At 29.8% G+C, this 13,889-nt stretch carries 14 protein-coding genes; 7 read left to right on the top strand and 7 right to left on the bottom strand.

The annotated features are described in order from the left end of the window. Both AJ889_RS08430 and gatC read right to left on the bottom strand, forming a co-directional pair. A complete protein-coding gene (locus tag AJ889_RS08430) occupies nt 1–564 on the bottom strand; it encodes a CvpA family protein (protein ID WP_002860268.1) in 564 nt (187 codons plus the stop codon). Between the two features lie 67 nt (nt 565–631). After that, nucleotides 632–916 carry an Asp-tRNA(Asn)/Glu-tRNA(Gln) amidotransferase subunit GatC gene (gene gatC, locus AJ889_RS08425; RefSeq protein WP_002860269.1) on the bottom strand — a complete coding sequence of 95 codons (285 nt, stop codon included), beginning with the start codon at nt 914–916 and terminating at the stop codon, nt 632–634. A gap of 143 nt (nt 917–1,059) precedes the next feature. On the opposite strand from gatC, the gene AJ889_RS08420 reads away from it, so the two are divergent. The 7 genes from AJ889_RS08420 to AJ889_RS08390 all read left to right on the top strand — a co-directional run bounded on the left by AJ889_RS08420 (nt 1,060) and on the right by AJ889_RS08390 (nt 7,224). Then, on the top strand, nt 1,060–1,638 hold the full coding sequence (locus tag AJ889_RS08420) for a hypothetical protein (RefSeq protein WP_032580912.1): 579 nt from the start codon (nt 1,060–1,062) through the stop codon (nt 1,636–1,638). Continuing rightward, on the top strand, nt 1,635–2,633 hold the full coding sequence (locus tag AJ889_RS08415; RefSeq protein WP_032584624.1) for a hypothetical protein: 999 nt from the start codon (nt 1,635–1,637) through the stop codon (nt 2,631–2,633). Before AJ889_RS08420 ends, AJ889_RS08415 begins: the two co-directional genes overlap by 4 nt. After that, a complete protein-coding gene (locus tag AJ889_RS08410) occupies nt 2,630–2,920 on the top strand; it encodes a hypothetical protein (protein WP_002859475.1) in 291 nt (96 codons plus the stop codon). The genes AJ889_RS08415 and AJ889_RS08410 overlap by 4 nt, the downstream gene beginning before the upstream one ends. Continuing rightward, the gene (locus AJ889_RS08405) at nt 2,907–3,536 is read left to right on the top strand and encodes a type III pantothenate kinase (protein ID WP_002908485.1); all 630 of its coding nucleotides are present in this window, start codon (nt 2,907–2,909) and stop codon (nt 3,534–3,536) included. The genes AJ889_RS08410 and AJ889_RS08405 overlap by 14 nt, the downstream gene beginning before the upstream one ends. A 117-nt stretch (nt 3,537–3,653) precedes the next feature. Then, a complete protein-coding gene (locus tag AJ889_RS08400) occupies nt 3,654–5,000 on the top strand; it encodes an FAD-dependent oxidoreductase (RefSeq protein ID WP_002902577.1) in 1,347 nt (448 codons plus the stop codon). A 48-nt stretch (nt 5,001–5,048) separates the two neighbouring features. Then, complete coding sequence (gene pyk / locus AJ889_RS08395) at nt 5,049–6,491, top strand: pyruvate kinase (protein ID WP_002908486.1); 1,443 nt, start codon at nt 5,049–5,051, stop codon at nt 6,489–6,491. 97 nt (nt 6,492–6,588) lie between these two features. Beyond that, nucleotides 6,589–7,224 carry a hypothetical protein gene (locus tag AJ889_RS08390; RefSeq protein ID WP_002860276.1) on the top strand — a complete coding sequence of 212 codons (636 nt, stop codon included), beginning with the start codon at nt 6,589–6,591 and terminating at the stop codon, nt 7,222–7,224. 30 nt (nt 7,225–7,254) lie between these two features. Here the strand turns inward: AJ889_RS08390 and pflB are convergent, their stop codons facing one another. The 5 genes from pflB to der are packed head-to-tail and all read right to left on the bottom strand — an operon-like array spanning nt 7,255 to nt 13,795. Then, a complete protein-coding gene (gene pflB, locus AJ889_RS08385) occupies nt 7,255–9,717 on the bottom strand; it encodes a motility protein PflB (protein ID WP_002873349.1) in 2,463 nt (820 codons plus the stop codon). 9 nt (nt 9,718–9,726) lie between these two features. Continuing rightward, nucleotides 9,727–10,962, bottom strand: a complete 1,236-nt coding sequence (serS, locus tag AJ889_RS08380; protein WP_002858681.1) for a serine--tRNA ligase — start codon at nt 10,960–10,962, stop codon at nt 9,727–9,729. Nucleotides 10,963–10,972: 10 nt separating this feature from the next. Further along, nucleotides 10,973–11,932 carry a tryptophan--tRNA ligase gene (trpS, locus tag AJ889_RS08375; protein WP_002860279.1) on the bottom strand — a complete coding sequence of 320 codons (960 nt, stop codon included), beginning with the start codon at nt 11,930–11,932 and terminating at the stop codon, nt 10,973–10,975. After that, the gene (locus AJ889_RS08370; RefSeq protein ID WP_072227258.1) at nt 11,929–12,426 is read right to left on the bottom strand and encodes a shikimate kinase; all 498 of its coding nucleotides are present in this window, start codon (nt 12,424–12,426) and stop codon (nt 11,929–11,931) included. The genes trpS and AJ889_RS08370 overlap by 4 nt, the downstream gene beginning before the upstream one ends. Beyond that, a complete protein-coding gene (der, locus tag AJ889_RS08365) occupies nt 12,413–13,795 on the bottom strand; it encodes a ribosome biogenesis GTPase Der (protein WP_002869749.1) in 1,383 nt (460 codons plus the stop codon). Before der ends, AJ889_RS08370 begins: the two co-directional genes overlap by 14 nt. Between the last annotated feature and the right edge of the window lie 94 nt (nt 13,796–13,889).

Below are 13,889 nucleotides of genomic sequence, written 5' to 3'. Positions count from 1 at the left end.
TCACTCCCCTTTTTGAGTATTGTTTAAATCACTTACAATATCTTGCAACTTTTCATTAGCATGATCTAGACTATTTTCTGTTAAAGGTTGATTCATAATAAAAGATCCCGTTTCTTTAAGTAAATTTAAAGTATAGCTATTTTTAGCAAAATTATCTAATTTATCATTTAAAAAATCGATTCTTGCTACACAAAAAACCAAAATTGCAAAAATTAAAAAGATTTTTGCTCCACCAAATATAAAGCCACCAATACGATCTAAAAAACCTAGGCCACTTAATTTAATCAACTTAGAAAGAAAATTACCCACCAATAAACAAACTATCCAAAAAATAATTAATATGGCCAAAAATCCAGCAAATCCAGCTAAGCTTTGATTTTCTATCTTATAAAAAGCACTTTGTATAAATTCAGCTGCTTGAGTTGCATATTTTGAAGCAATAAAAACACCACCAATAATACCCAAAAGTCCAAAAATTTCTTTTATCAAACCATTGATAATACCCTTAAGCCCTAAAAGCAAGGTAAATCCTAAAATAAAAGCATCAAACCAATAAAAATTCATTTCAATCACTCTCTGATTTTTTTTGTTTTAAATTTATTCTACAAATAAGCACTAAATGCTAAGTTAATCATTCTATGATTTTAGGAACAACAAAAAAATGTTCTTGTTTTTTTGGAGCACAATCTAAAACCTCATCAATAACATTGCTATTTCTTATTTCATCAATCCTCAAAGGAGCTCCACCTTTTATAGTACTCACAGTAATCTCTTGGGAATCTAAATCAAGTTCGTTTAATTTTGCAACAAAATTCACAATTTCACTTAACTGTGCAATGGTTTCATTTCTGTTTTTTGTTATTTGTAAAGCACTTAATTTTTCAAGCTTGCTTAATAATTTCTCATCTATTTGCATTTCTTAAACCTTAATAAAAAAGTTAAAATTTTGAAAATTATATCATAAAAAGCTTTAAATTGTTTAGGATATTTTGCAATTTATATGATACAATATCATAATTTTTCTATACAAAAATAAAAATATTTTTTCAAGGATAAATTTTGGGACTAAAAGATAATTTAAAAGCTGTTAAAAATGAACTTAACACAGAAGAACAATTTATAGAAAATTTTATCAAAGGAGAGAGATTTATACGCAAGTATAAATTTTATATATCTGCTGTTGTGATAATTTTAGTTGCTTGGTTTGCTGGAAATTTTATAATCTCAAAAATAAACGATTATAAAACAAAAGAAGCAAATGAAATTTATGCCAATCTAATACAAGATCCTAGCAATAAAAATCTTTTAGAACAACTTAAAAATAAAAATACCAATCTTTACGCTATCTTTTTACTAAAAGAAAATATTAATGATTTTAATAATACAGCTCTCCAAAATGAACTAAAACAAATTTACAGTAATACTCAAACAAACACTTTACTTAAAAATATTATCGCATTATCTTTAGGGGATAAATCGATATTTTTAAAAAATTATGATAAATTATTAGAAGCTTACAAATTTTTAGAGCAAAATAAAATCGAAGAAGCTAATGTTTTACTTTCTCAGATAAAAGAAAATTCAAGTTTAAATCAAATAGCTAAAAATCTCAAACATTATCAAGGCATTACACAATGAAAAAAATATTTTTAACACTATTTTGTTTAATATTTCTATGTGCTTGTGGCACCAAAAGACAATATTTTGAACCAAAACAAACCGATGGAGATTTAAGTCATAATAGCAATTTAAAAAGTAAAATCGTTGATTGGAATCTAGTTTCTGCAAAACTTAGCAATAATACAGCTATCTTAAAAAATAATATTTCCATAGACAAGTTTAAACTTCCTAAAAATTATATGCTTCTAGCTTATCAAGATGGGGAATATTTTACTGCAGATAATAATGGAAATTTAAAAATTTTTGACAATTCTTATAATGAAATTTATAATTTTCAATTTGACGCTAGTGTTGTAGGAGTAGCTTCTAATGGAGATGATTTAGCCCTTGTACTTGCAAATAATACTATAGTTCTTGCAAATCGTTCTTTGGGTATTAAATTTAGTCAAACCCTAACCTCAGCTCCAGCTCAAGACAGTCGTACCGCTAATCCTATATTTTTAGACAATATCATCGTATATCCAACGCTAGATGGCAAAATTTTAATTCTTTCAAGAAACAATCTTCAAGTCATTAAAGACGTGGTTATTTCGGCAGAAAATTTTTTCAACAATGTAATCCATCTAAGCGTAATCGGAGATAAACTTATAGCAGCAACAGCTAAAAAAATCATTATTGTAAGCCCCGCTAGAACTCTTTATCTTGATGCTGACATAAAAGATGTTGCACTTAGCGATGATGGTATTTTTATACTAGAAAAAGATGGCACTATTATTAAAACTGATTATAACTTAAGAAAAATTGCGGAAAAAAAATTTGAATTTGCTATTTTTGTAAAAAGTAATATATACAATAATTATTTATATATTTTTGAAAAAACAGGCTATCTTATCAAAATGAATCTAAATTTAGATAATGCACAAATATTTAAACTTTCAGAAGCTGTTGATAAAATTTCTTTCATGGAGAATGGTAAATTTTACTACGGAGATAAAATTTTAGATTTGTTATGATAAAAATTTTAGAACAAACAATAAAGTCTTTAAAATTAAATTTAAAGCCCTATGACTTAAGTATGTTGACTAGAAAAAAAAGTTATATTTGTGCTAAAGATCAAAATAACATTCTTTTTATGTATACAGGAAAAACAAAATTTTTAATGAAAGATGCCTTATTTTTAGAAAATCTAGCACAGCAAATTAACATAAATAACAAATATTTTTTTAGCATGGCTTCTCTTTGCTCTAAAGCAAAAAATCATCTAGAAATGAAAGGATTTAATATCTATGTTGCTCTGTGATATTGGGAATTCAAATGCTAATTTCCTAGATGATAACAAATATTTTACTCTTAGTATAGATCAGTTTTTAGAATTTAAAAATGAACAAAAAATTTTTTATATCAATGTCAATGAACATCTCAAAGAACATTTAAAAAATCAAAAAAATTTTATCAATCTTGAACCTTATTTTTTATTTGATACAATTTATCAAGGATTAGGAATCGATCGCATAGCAGCTTGTTATACTATTGAAGATGGGGTTGTTGTAGATGCAGGTAGTGCTATTACAATTGATATTATTTCTAATTCTATACATCTTGGTGGTTTTATCTTACCAGGTATTGCAAATTATAAAAAAAATTATAGCCATATTTCACCACGATTAAAAAGTGAATTTAACACTCAAGTTAGTCTTGATGCATTCCCGCAAAAAACTATGGATGCTTTAAGTTATGGTGTTTTTAAAGGAATTTACCTACTGATAAAAGATGCCGCTCAAAATAAAAAGCTTTATTTCACTGGTGGAGATGGACAATTTTTAGCAAATTATTTCGATCACGCAATTTATGATAAACTTTTAATCTTTCGAGGAATGAAAAAGATTATAAAAGAAAATCCCAATTTACTTTATTAAAAATGTTACAAAAATTCTCATTGATATCAAACCTTAATGAAATTTAACTTTTTGTAAAACAAATTCAATTAAACTTTATTTAGAAAAAAGTTTATTAAAATAAAAAAAGGAAAAACAATGGGTCAACAAGAATTTGATGTGCTTGTCATCGGAGCTGGAATTTCGGGAGCAGCATTATTTTACGAGCTTGCAAGATATACAAATATTAAAAATATTGCTTTGATAGAAAAATATAATACAGCTGCAACATTAAATTCTAAGGGAACGAGTAATTCTCAAACCATTCATTGTGGAGATATTGAAACCAATTATACTTTAGAAAAAGCGCGAAAAGTAAAAAGAACAGCTGATATGATAGTTAAATATGGACTCATGCAAAATGCGCAAAATAATTTCATGTTTTCTCATCAAAAAATGGCTCTAGCTGTTGGAGATATAGAATGTGATTATATGAAAAAACGCTATGAAGAATTTAAAGAACTTTATCCTTATATAAAATTTTTCGATAAAGCAAAAATCAAACAAATTGAACCCAAGGTTGTTTTAGGAGAAGATTGCAATCAAGATAGACCTGAAAATATCTGTGCCATGGGTGTTGAAAGCGGCGAGGTTTTTACAACTGTAGATTTTGGGAAAATGAGTATAAATCTAATAGAACAAGCCCAAAAACAAAATAAAAATACTTTCGTTGCCTTTAATCAAGAAATTATTCACATAGAAAAAAAAGATGATATTTTTATATTAAAAACCTCAAATCATCAAGAATACCACGCCAAAAGCGTAGTTGTCAATGCTGGGGCGCACTCTTTATATTTAGCACATAAAATGAACTTAGGTATGGATAAGTCTTGTTGGCCTGTTGCAGGAAGTTTTTATTTAACCAAACAAAAACTTTTAAATGGCAAAGTTTATATGGTGCAAAATCCTAAACTTCCATTTGCAGCCCTTCATGGAGATCCTGATTTGCTTGCTGATATGAACACTCGCTTTGGACCTACTGCACTTGTTATTCCAAAACTAGAACGTTATCATGGTCTAAAATCAGTTCCAGAATTTTTTGAAGCACTAAAACTTGATAAAACTGTTTTAAAAGTAACTTTTAATATGTTTAAAGATGCAACAATTAGAAATTACATCTTTTATAATTATCTTTTTGAACTACCTTTTATTGATAAAAGCTTATTTGTTAAAGATGCCAAAAAAATAGTCCCAAGTCTTAAAGCAAGCGATATTTATTATGCGAAAGGTTTTGGAGGCGTAAGACCACAAGTTATTGATAAAACTAAAGGAGAATTAATGCTAGGTGAAGCAAGCATCACAGAAACCCCTGGTATTATTTTCAATATGACTCCAAGTCCTGGGGCAACAAGTTGTTTAGGAAATGCTGAAAGAGATGCAAAGCTTATATGTAATTACCTAGGAATGGAATTTAACGAAGATAAATTTTCTTCAGAATTATTGTAATCATTTTGTTTCTATTTTTAGCTACAATAATTTCAAAAGGAGTTTACCATGCTTAAAAAAACAAAAATTGTAGCCACAGTAGGTCCAGCAAGTGAAAAGGAAGAAATTCTACGCCAAATGATTATCAATGGTGTAAATGTTTTCCGTTTAAACTTTTCTCATGGAACACATGAGTATCATAAAAAAAACTTAGATACCATAAGAAGAGTAGCTAAAGAATTGCATACTCGTATTGGAATTTTACAAGACATTAGTGGTCCTAAAATTCGTACAGGTGAACTTAAAGAACCATTTGAATTAAAAAAGGGTGATAGACTTGATTTTTATCGTGAAACAATTTTAGGGGAGAAGATTGCTCAAAATCATTATAAAATCAGTATTAATCAAAAATCTATTTTAGATATGTTAAAAATTGATGAATATATTTATCTATATGATGGATCAATTCGTGCTAAAGTAGAAAACATAGATGATCAAAAAATTGAAACCATTATAGAAAATGATGGTTTTTTAAACTCAAATAAAGGTATTAATTTTCCGAATACTAAAATCAATATTGATGTTATTACACAAAAAGATAAAAATGATTTACTTTGGGGTATAAAAAATGAAGTAGATTTTTTAGCAATATCTTTCGTACAAAATGCGCACGATATTGATGAAGTTCGTGAAATTTTAGCACAAAATAACGCAAAAATATCTATTTTTGCAAAAATTGAAAAATTTGATGCAGTAGAAAATATTGATGAGATTATTAAATCTAGCGATGGTATAATGGTTGCAAGAGGAGACTTAGGTATTGAGGTACCTTATTATAAAGTTCCTAATATCCAAAAAGAAATCATACAAAAAGCAAACAATGCCTCTAAGCCTGTTATTACTGCGACTCAGATGCTTTTTTCATTAGCCAAAAGCAAAACCGCCACAAGAGCTGAAATTTCAGATATTGCAAATGCTGTTTTAGATGGAACAGATGCAGTAATGCTAAGTGAAGAAAGTGCCGTTGGTATAGATCCTGCAAACGCTGTTGATATAATGTGCCAAACTATAATAGAAACAGAAAAACGCTATCCATATAACAAATTTAATGATTTTAATGATTTAGACAATACAGATAAAATCATGCGTTCTTCAGCTCATCTTGCAACAGATCTTAACGCTGATGCTATTTTTTCTTTAACAAGTAGCGGAAAATCTGCTATTAAGATTGCGAGATATCGTCCAAATATAGAAATCATAGCAGTAGGGCATTCTGAAAAAACCTTAAACTCTTTAAGTATAGTTTGGGGAGTTAATCCTGCGATCTTGGTTAACAAAAGTAATGAACTTACAGAATTATTAAAAGACTCTGTAAGATCAAGTGTTGAAAAAGGTTTTATGGATGAAGATAAATGCTATCTTCTAACTGCAGGCTTTCCAACAGGAGTAGAAGGTACTAGCAATCTTATCCGCATTCTCAATAAAGAGCAAATTGCTTATTATCTACAATAAAACATTAAATTCCTTTGAAAATAAGGAATTTAATGTCCTTATAAATTTTTTAAGTCAAAAGTCGATATAAATTAAAGCCTCACACAAAGGAGCAAATATGCAAGTGAATACTTTTTCAAATATCGCTAGCATGGCACAAACACAAGTTAGCAATAAGAAGGCAGATGATGCTAAGGAAAACACAAAAGACAAAAATGTTCAAAGTGCTAATTCTAGCAAGGATGTAGATAAAAATACCCTTGAAAAATTAAATGCACTTGGTGGAAAAGGCATTACACAAATTTACCTAGTTCAGTTTCAACAGCAAACAATGAATGCTGTAATAGGTTCGAGCAATGCCCAAACTGGACTAGATAGTCTTTTAAATGGTGCCAATTTAGATACTGCGAAATCTATACTTACAAATATTGATTTTGCATCCTTAGGCTACAGTGGCAAAAATCCACTTGATATGAATACAGATGAACTTCAACAACTTGTAAGTGAAGATGGTTTTTTTGGAGTGGAAAATACAGCCAATCGCATCGCGGATTTTGTTATTAAAGGCGGTGGCGATGATGTTGAAAAATTAAAAAAAGGTCTTGAAGGTATGAAAAAAGGATTTGAGCAAGCAGAAAAAATGTGGGGTGGAGAACTTCCTCAAATCAGTCAAGATACAATAGATGCGGCACTTAAAAAAGTTAGCGATCGCATCGATGAACTAGGCGGAAAAACTCTAGATCTTCAAGCTTAACTAAAAATGCTTAGAAATTTCTAAGCATTTTTAGTTGTTATTAATATCAAAAGTAAAAAATTCACTCTTAAAATTATTAGGTAAAGTTTTATACTGAGATATCGCAGCTTCATAGTTCTTTACTTCTTGATACAACATACCAAGAGCTGCTTTACTCTCTTTGTTATTTTTATCTGTAAGTTTAGAAAGCTGCAAAAGCGCTATAGCTGAATTTGGATTATTTGCACCTACGGCTGCTACGGCTGCTAAAAATAAAGTTTTAGTATCTTTAGCTCCATAATCATCAATCAAAGAATTATAAAGCGCATAAGCCTCCTCGTATTGCTGTGCAAAAATATCCAAATAAGCTAAAGTTTGTAAAATACCCTCATCTTTTGCTCCTGAAACATTAATCAACTCTTTAAATTTCTGTCTTTCTAAATTTAAAAGCCCTGCAATATGCATTAAATTAACATAAAATTCCCTAGCTATATTTGGCCCACCAAAAACACTACGATAATCAAGTTTTAAATTTTTAAAATGAATTTGAGCATTTTGAGCATATTCTTTAATATTTAAATTTGAATTTAAAGAATTAAAATACAAAATATTTGCCAAAATATCTTCAGGCAACTCTGAACGCAATTTAGCAATTTTCACATCTACTTGATTATTAAGGTTATTATTTTTAGCAACAATAGCTTCAAAAATCAAACTCAAAGGCGTATCTTTTTTTGTTTCATCTAAATAAGGAAGCATAGAAATATAATTATTATTAACTAAAAATAACATACTTTTTTGCATATTAGCTTTAAAATTAGAATCAGCAGCTATATTATCAAGAATTTCATTGTAAAGTTTAGTTGTATCAATATCAATTAATTTTGCACAAAACATAGCAAAAGCACCTGCTAAGTAATTTTTAGGATTAAGATGATATGAACTTGAAAAATGCTTATAAGCAAGTTCATAATTTTGCATTTGGGCATAAGTTAAAGCCAAATTATAATGTAAAATACTATGTTCTGGATAATCCTTGATAAGTTTTTGAAATTCTTGGTTAGCAAGGCGTAACTTCTGATTTAATGCATAGTTAATAATATTGGCAATTTTTACATTGGTAGATGAAAGAGCCTTGCTTATATTAAGATAAATTCCCACATCAGTACTATCATCAACGAAATCTGTAACATTAGCTTTTTTAATATATAAAGCAGCCTGCTTACTATCAAAAACCTGATAAGGTGCAAAATAAAAAAGCAAATCGAATTGATCTTTTTGTTTTTTTAGCAAATCTTTTGAAAAAGAATTTTGAGCAACTGCTATATTAAAAAGATCCTTATTTAAACGAACTTGAATTTTATAAGTATCTAAAATCTTATATCTATCTTTATCGTTATCATAAGAATTTTGCAAGCGCGCTAACATATCTTGATAATTTCCTGTTTTAATATCAACCAATGTTAAAGCCGCCAAACTCTGATTAAAATCTCTTTCAATTTTCATCGCTGTACTTAAAGCGACTTTAGCTTTAGCATATTCTCCTATTCTAGCGTATAAAAGACCTAAAGATAAACTAGATTCAAAATTGCCTTGAGAATTTAATTGCTGTATAGCCTTGGAATCAAAGTCCATTTTTGCATAAATTTTAGCAGACAAATACTTTGCAACATCAGAATACGGCTCCACATCTGTTCTTTGTAACATTTGTAAGGCCTCAGGGTAATATCCTTTGTAATAATTAATCAAGCTTAAATAATAATCATATAATTTTGATTTTCCTTCTTTTGGAAGATACACTTGAGCTAAATCAATATAATATCTAAATTTTTCCTTATCATTAAGCTTTAAAGCACAAACAGCAGCATTGATAGCAGCTACACTTTGATTTTCTCCATTGGCTATAGCTTTCTTGAAGCTTTCAAAAGCTTCTTGGAATTTATTCTCATTCATTTGAGAAACGCCTAAATTATAATTAGATAAAGATTCGTTATATACGGCAACTTGCTCATAAACTTTTAAAGCCTGTTCAACCTCACCCTTTAAATATAAAGCATTTGCTTTTTGGATCATACCATCAATTCTTTGCATATCATTGTATTTATATGATTCATCAGGCATAACAACAGGTTGTTCTAAAGGCTTAGAAGCTATAATATCTGGTTTAATTTTTCCTTCACTAAAAGTTAAATAAAAAAGTGTAAAAACTAAAATACAAATAATCCCCAAAGATAAACCCACAAGAGACATAAACTTACGATCTTTATACCAAGGCGTAGGCTCTTGACTTTCAACTTCTTCAAAAGTTGATACATCTTCAGGCGCACTTTCTCTTGTAAATTTAAAACCACTATCACTATTTTCTTGAGGTAATTCTTCTGGCAATGATGCAAATTCTTCATCTTCTGGAGCTTGCCCCTCTTGCCCCTTAAATCCCTCTAAACTCTCATCAAGTCTTGGTTGATTTAAGCCATCTTCGGGTTTTTCTAGTATTATATCTTCTTGTTCAGCCATCTATACTCTTTAAAAATATTTTTTCAAAACATCAGGAATATGAATTTTTCCTTCTTTATCTTGATAATTTTCCATAATCGCTACCAAGGTTCTTCCTACTGCCAAAGATGAGCCATTAAGAGTGTGGACGAGTTCATTTTTTCCTTGTTCGTTTTTATAGCGAATTTTAGCGCGTCTTGCTTGAAAATCACGACAATTTGAAACCGAGCTGATCTCACGATATTTATTTTGTCCTGGAAGCCACACTTCAAGATCTACAGTTTTTGCTGCACTAAAACCCAAATCTCCAGTGCAAAGCATCAAATGTCTATGCGCTAAACCTAAAGAACTCAGCAAATCACTTGCACACTCAAGCATTTCATTAAACACACTATCACTTTGCTCAGGTTTAGTGATACTTACAAGCTCTACTTTTTCAAACTGGTGTTGTCTTATAATACCCCTTGTATCACGCCCTGCACTGCCTGCTTCTTTTCTAAAACAAGCACTATAACAAGTCATTTTTATCGGTAAAGTTTCACTCGCTAAAATTTCTCCGCTGTAAAGATTGGTTACTGGAATTTCAGAAGTTGAGATCAAATACAAATCCTCATCATCTACCTTATACATATCTTCTTTAAATTTTGGCAACTGACCCGTCCCAAACATAGTAGCACCATTTACCAAAAAAGGTACATTAACAAATTCAAATCCACGACTTCTATTAAAATCTATCATATAATTTACCAAAGCACGGCTTAATAAAGCTCCTTCATTTTTAAGCACACAAAAACGACTTTGTGAAATTTTTACCCCACGCATAAAATCAAGCCAATTTAAACTCTCGCCTAATTCAAAATGTTCTTTTGGAGTAAAATCAAAGCTAGGTGGATTTAAAACTTTTTTAAGCTCCACATTTTCATTTTCATCTTCACCCACAGGCACACATTCATCAGGGATATTTGGGATGGCATGAGCGATTTCCTCAAGCTCATTTTCTAAAGCATTTACTTTAGCGCTTTGCTCATTAATTTTGCTTTTATTTTCGCTTAATTTTGCTTTTAAACTTTCTTTATCTTCGGCTGTAGCAAGCTCTTTACTGAATTTATTTTGAAAAGCTTGAAATTCTTCCAAGGCTATTTTTTCTTTTTTTAAACTTGCAAAAAGTTCAGCAAGTTTTTTTAAGATATTTTCATCAACTTTTTTATTTTTTAACTTTTTAGCCACTTCATCAAAATTATTTTGCAAATTTTTTAAATCTAGCATTTTCTACTCCTTAAAGTCCGATTTTTTCATAAATTTTTTGCATTTTTTCTTGGGCGATTTTTCTTGCTTTTGTCGCACCAAAATCCAAAATTTCTTTCAAATGCGAAGGCTTTTCTAAAAGCTCATTATATTTTTCTCTTGCTTCTTTAAAATAAGCATTTACAAGCTCGTTTAAATATATTTTAAAATGTCCATAACCCTCACCACCTTTTTCATAGCGTATTTGTAATTCTTTTTGCCCTGATTCATCTAAAAAAAGCTTTGCGATTTTAAAAATATTGCAGTTTTCATGATCTTTTGGATCTTCTAAAGCGGTACTATCTGTAACTATGGAAGAAATTTGTTTTTTTAAGGTTTTTTCACTGCTAAAAATATCTATAGTATTTTGATAAGATTTACTCATTTTTGCTCCATCAGTACCCACAACCACAGCTACTTCTTCATTAACTCTCGCTTCTGGAAGGGTAAAAATTTCACCCCATTCATTATTAATTTTTAAAGCAATATCGCGTGCGATTTCAACATGCTGGATTTGATCTTTTCCTACAGGGACAATTCGTGTATCAAAAAGTAAAATATCTGCCGCCATTAAAACAGGATAAGAAAAAAGCCCATGTGAAGCACTAAGTCCCTTAGCAACTTTATCCTTGTAACTATGTGCACGCTCTAATAAACCCATAGGAGTAAATTGCGATAAAATCCAATAAAGCTCCATAACTTCCTTAACATCACTTTGCAACCAAAAAACGCTTTTTTGAGGATCTATACCAAGGCTTAAAAAAGCCGCAGCAGCTTTTAAGGAATTTTGTTTAAGTTTTTCTCCATCTTGAGAAGAAGTCATGGCATGATAATTAGCAATAAACATAAACATTTGGCTTTTTTCTTGTGCATCTACCATTTGCTTAATCGCACCAAAATAATTACCTATATGCAAATCGCCACTTGGCTGAAGGCCTGTTAATACTCTCATTTTATCACCTTTTTAATCTCGCTTAAAAGCTCATCTATATTTTTATTTTCTATATTTAAAATAAAATTTGCCTTTTGTTCATACTTGCTTAAACGCTCATTATATAATTTTTTTGCTTTAATTTCATCATAAAATAAAGGTCTTTTAGAAATTTCATCTTTGTCTAAACGCTTTTTTAAATATTCAAAATCTGCTTTTAAATAAATACAAAAACCTGCTTTTTCTAAATTTGAAACATTAACAAAACCCCCACCTGTAGCAATACAAGTTTTCTCACAAGAACTGAAAAAATCAGCCATTTTTTGCTCTTGTTCTCTAAAAAAATTTTCCCCTTTTTGTTCAAAAATTTCACTGACTTTTTGATTAAATTTTTGTTCTATTAAAAAATCACTATCTAAAAAAACAAGATCTAAATCCTTAGCTAAAGCTCTTGCTAAAGTGCTTTTTCCAGAACCCATAAATCCTATAAAAACGATATTTTTAGCTTTCATCATTTTCTTTACTGCCCTTTTTACGCGAAGCAATCACTAAAGGCACACCTTCAAAATTAAATTCTTTTCTGATTTGATTTTGTAAATAACGCTTATAGCTAAAATGCAAGGCCTTAGGACGATTCATAATAAGTGCAATTTTTGGCGGTGCTAAGTCATATTGTACTGCATAATAAATTTTAACCAATTTCCCATAATCATGCGGCAAAGGATGTGCTCTTGTGGCATTTTCTATCAAGATATTAAGCTTAGAAGTTTGGATTTTTTGAGTGAAATTTTCAAAAATTTGCAAAATTTTATCGAGTAAAACATGCACCCTTTTTCCACTTAAAGCTGATACGCTAATCACGGGTGCGTAAGCTAGAAATTTAAAACGATCAAGACGCAATTCTTTTACAGTCTTATCAAAATCCATCTCACTTTTATCCCATTTATTTAAAACAATAATCACACCCAAATAATGCTTAGCCACAAGCCCAGCAATGCGTTCATCAAGCTCGTTAAAGCCCTCATGCGCATCTAAAACCAAAAGTGCTATTTGAGAATGAGATAAAATTTTTTCCGTGCGATTTAGGGCAAAGCGTTCGAGTCCTTGAATTTTACCCCTTTTTCTAATACCTGCAGTATCAACAAATTCTATCACTTTATCTTTATGAACTACACTTTCATTAACAGGATCTATAGTAGTTCCTGCAATAGAACTTACAACACTGCGTTCTTGTTTAACCAAAGCATTTAAAAGACTTGATTTTCCAACATTTACACGCCCTACAATACCCACTCTGATATGATTTTGATCGACTTCTTTAAATTGAAATTCTTTTCCTTCTTCATAATACTCTAAAAAATCTTCTAAATTTTCTTCTTCATCGGGGATTAAAAACTCTTCATGTAAAAATTTTTCAAGCCATTCATAAAGTTCATCTAAGCCTACATTATGGGTTACTGAAAGATTAAAGATTTCCTTTATACCAAAATTTGCAAACTCCCAAGCCCTTTCTTCATCTTTTTTATTATCTACTTTATTAATCACTAAGGCTATAGGTTTTCCAAGTTTTTTTAAAGAATAAAAAAATTGTCTATCCTCATCATCAGGCGCTAATTTCCCATCAACTAAATAAAGTATGATATCGCTTTCTTTGGCTACTTTTAAAGTGTTTTTTTTCACATTTTTAAAAAGTTCATCACTTTCATCAAGCCCTCCACTATCAATAAGCATGGCTTTTTTTGAATGAATATGAATTTGCGTTTTATTTGTATCTCTAGTTGTACCTGAAATATCACTTGTAATAGCTATTCTTTGTCTTGCCATTCTATTAAAAAGGCTTGATTTACCAACATTTGGCTTGCCTATAAGTATGATGCTTTGCATTTTTTTCCTAGAAAATTATATTTTTAAAATTATATAAAATTTGGCTTAATATTAAGCAAAAAAAGACTAGAATTAACCCAGATTTTAGTCAAGG

This window comes from Campylobacter sp. BCW_6468 (assembly GCF_001762865.1).
Classification (GTDB): Bacteria; Campylobacterota; Campylobacteria; order Campylobacterales; family Campylobacteraceae; genus Campylobacter_D; species Campylobacter_D jejuni.
The sequence above is the reverse complement of the archived record's forward strand: the minus strand, read 5'-3'. Positions and strand labels throughout refer to the sequence as shown.

Bases quoted from the DNA above. Each gene is read 5' to 3' on its own strand.
- serS (WP_002858681.1), bottom strand. From the start codon at position 10,962: ATGCTAGATTTAAAAAATTTGCAAAATAATTTTGATGAAGTGGCTAAA.
- AJ889_RS08430 (WP_002860268.1), bottom strand. From the start codon at position 564: ATGAATTTTTATTGGTTTGATGCTTTTATTTTAGGATTTACCTTGCTT.
- AJ889_RS08415 (WP_032584624.1), top strand. From the start codon at position 1,635: ATGAAAAAAATATTTTTAACACTATTTTGTTTAATATTTCTATGTGCT.
- pyk (WP_002908486.1), top strand. From the start codon at position 5,049: ATGCTTAAAAAAACAAAAATTGTAGCCACAGTAGGTCCAGCAAGTGAA.
- der (WP_002869749.1), bottom strand. From the start codon at position 13,795: ATGCAAAGCATCATACTTATAGGCAAGCCAAATGTTGGTAAATCAAGC.
- AJ889_RS08390 (WP_002860276.1), top strand. From the start codon at position 6,589: ATGCAAGTGAATACTTTTTCAAATATCGCTAGCATGGCACAAACACAA.
- AJ889_RS08400 (WP_002902577.1), top strand. From the start codon at position 3,654: ATGGGTCAACAAGAATTTGATGTGCTTGTCATCGGAGCTGGAATTTCG.
- AJ889_RS08410 (WP_002859475.1), top strand. From the start codon at position 2,630: ATGATAAAAATTTTAGAACAAACAATAAAGTCTTTAAAATTAAATTTA.
- gatC (WP_002860269.1), bottom strand. From the start codon at position 916: ATGCAAATAGATGAGAAATTATTAAGCAAGCTTGAAAAATTAAGTGCT.
- AJ889_RS08405 (WP_002908485.1), top strand. From the start codon at position 2,907: ATGTTGCTCTGTGATATTGGGAATTCAAATGCTAATTTCCTAGATGAT.
- trpS (WP_002860279.1), bottom strand. From the start codon at position 11,932: ATGAGAGTATTAACAGGCCTTCAGCCAAGTGGCGATTTGCATATAGGT.
- AJ889_RS08370 (WP_072227258.1), bottom strand. From the start codon at position 12,426: ATGATGAAAGCTAAAAATATCGTTTTTATAGGATTTATGGGTTCTGGA.
- pflB (WP_002873349.1), bottom strand. From the start codon at position 9,717: ATGGCTGAACAAGAAGATATAATACTAGAAAAACCCGAAGATGGCTTA.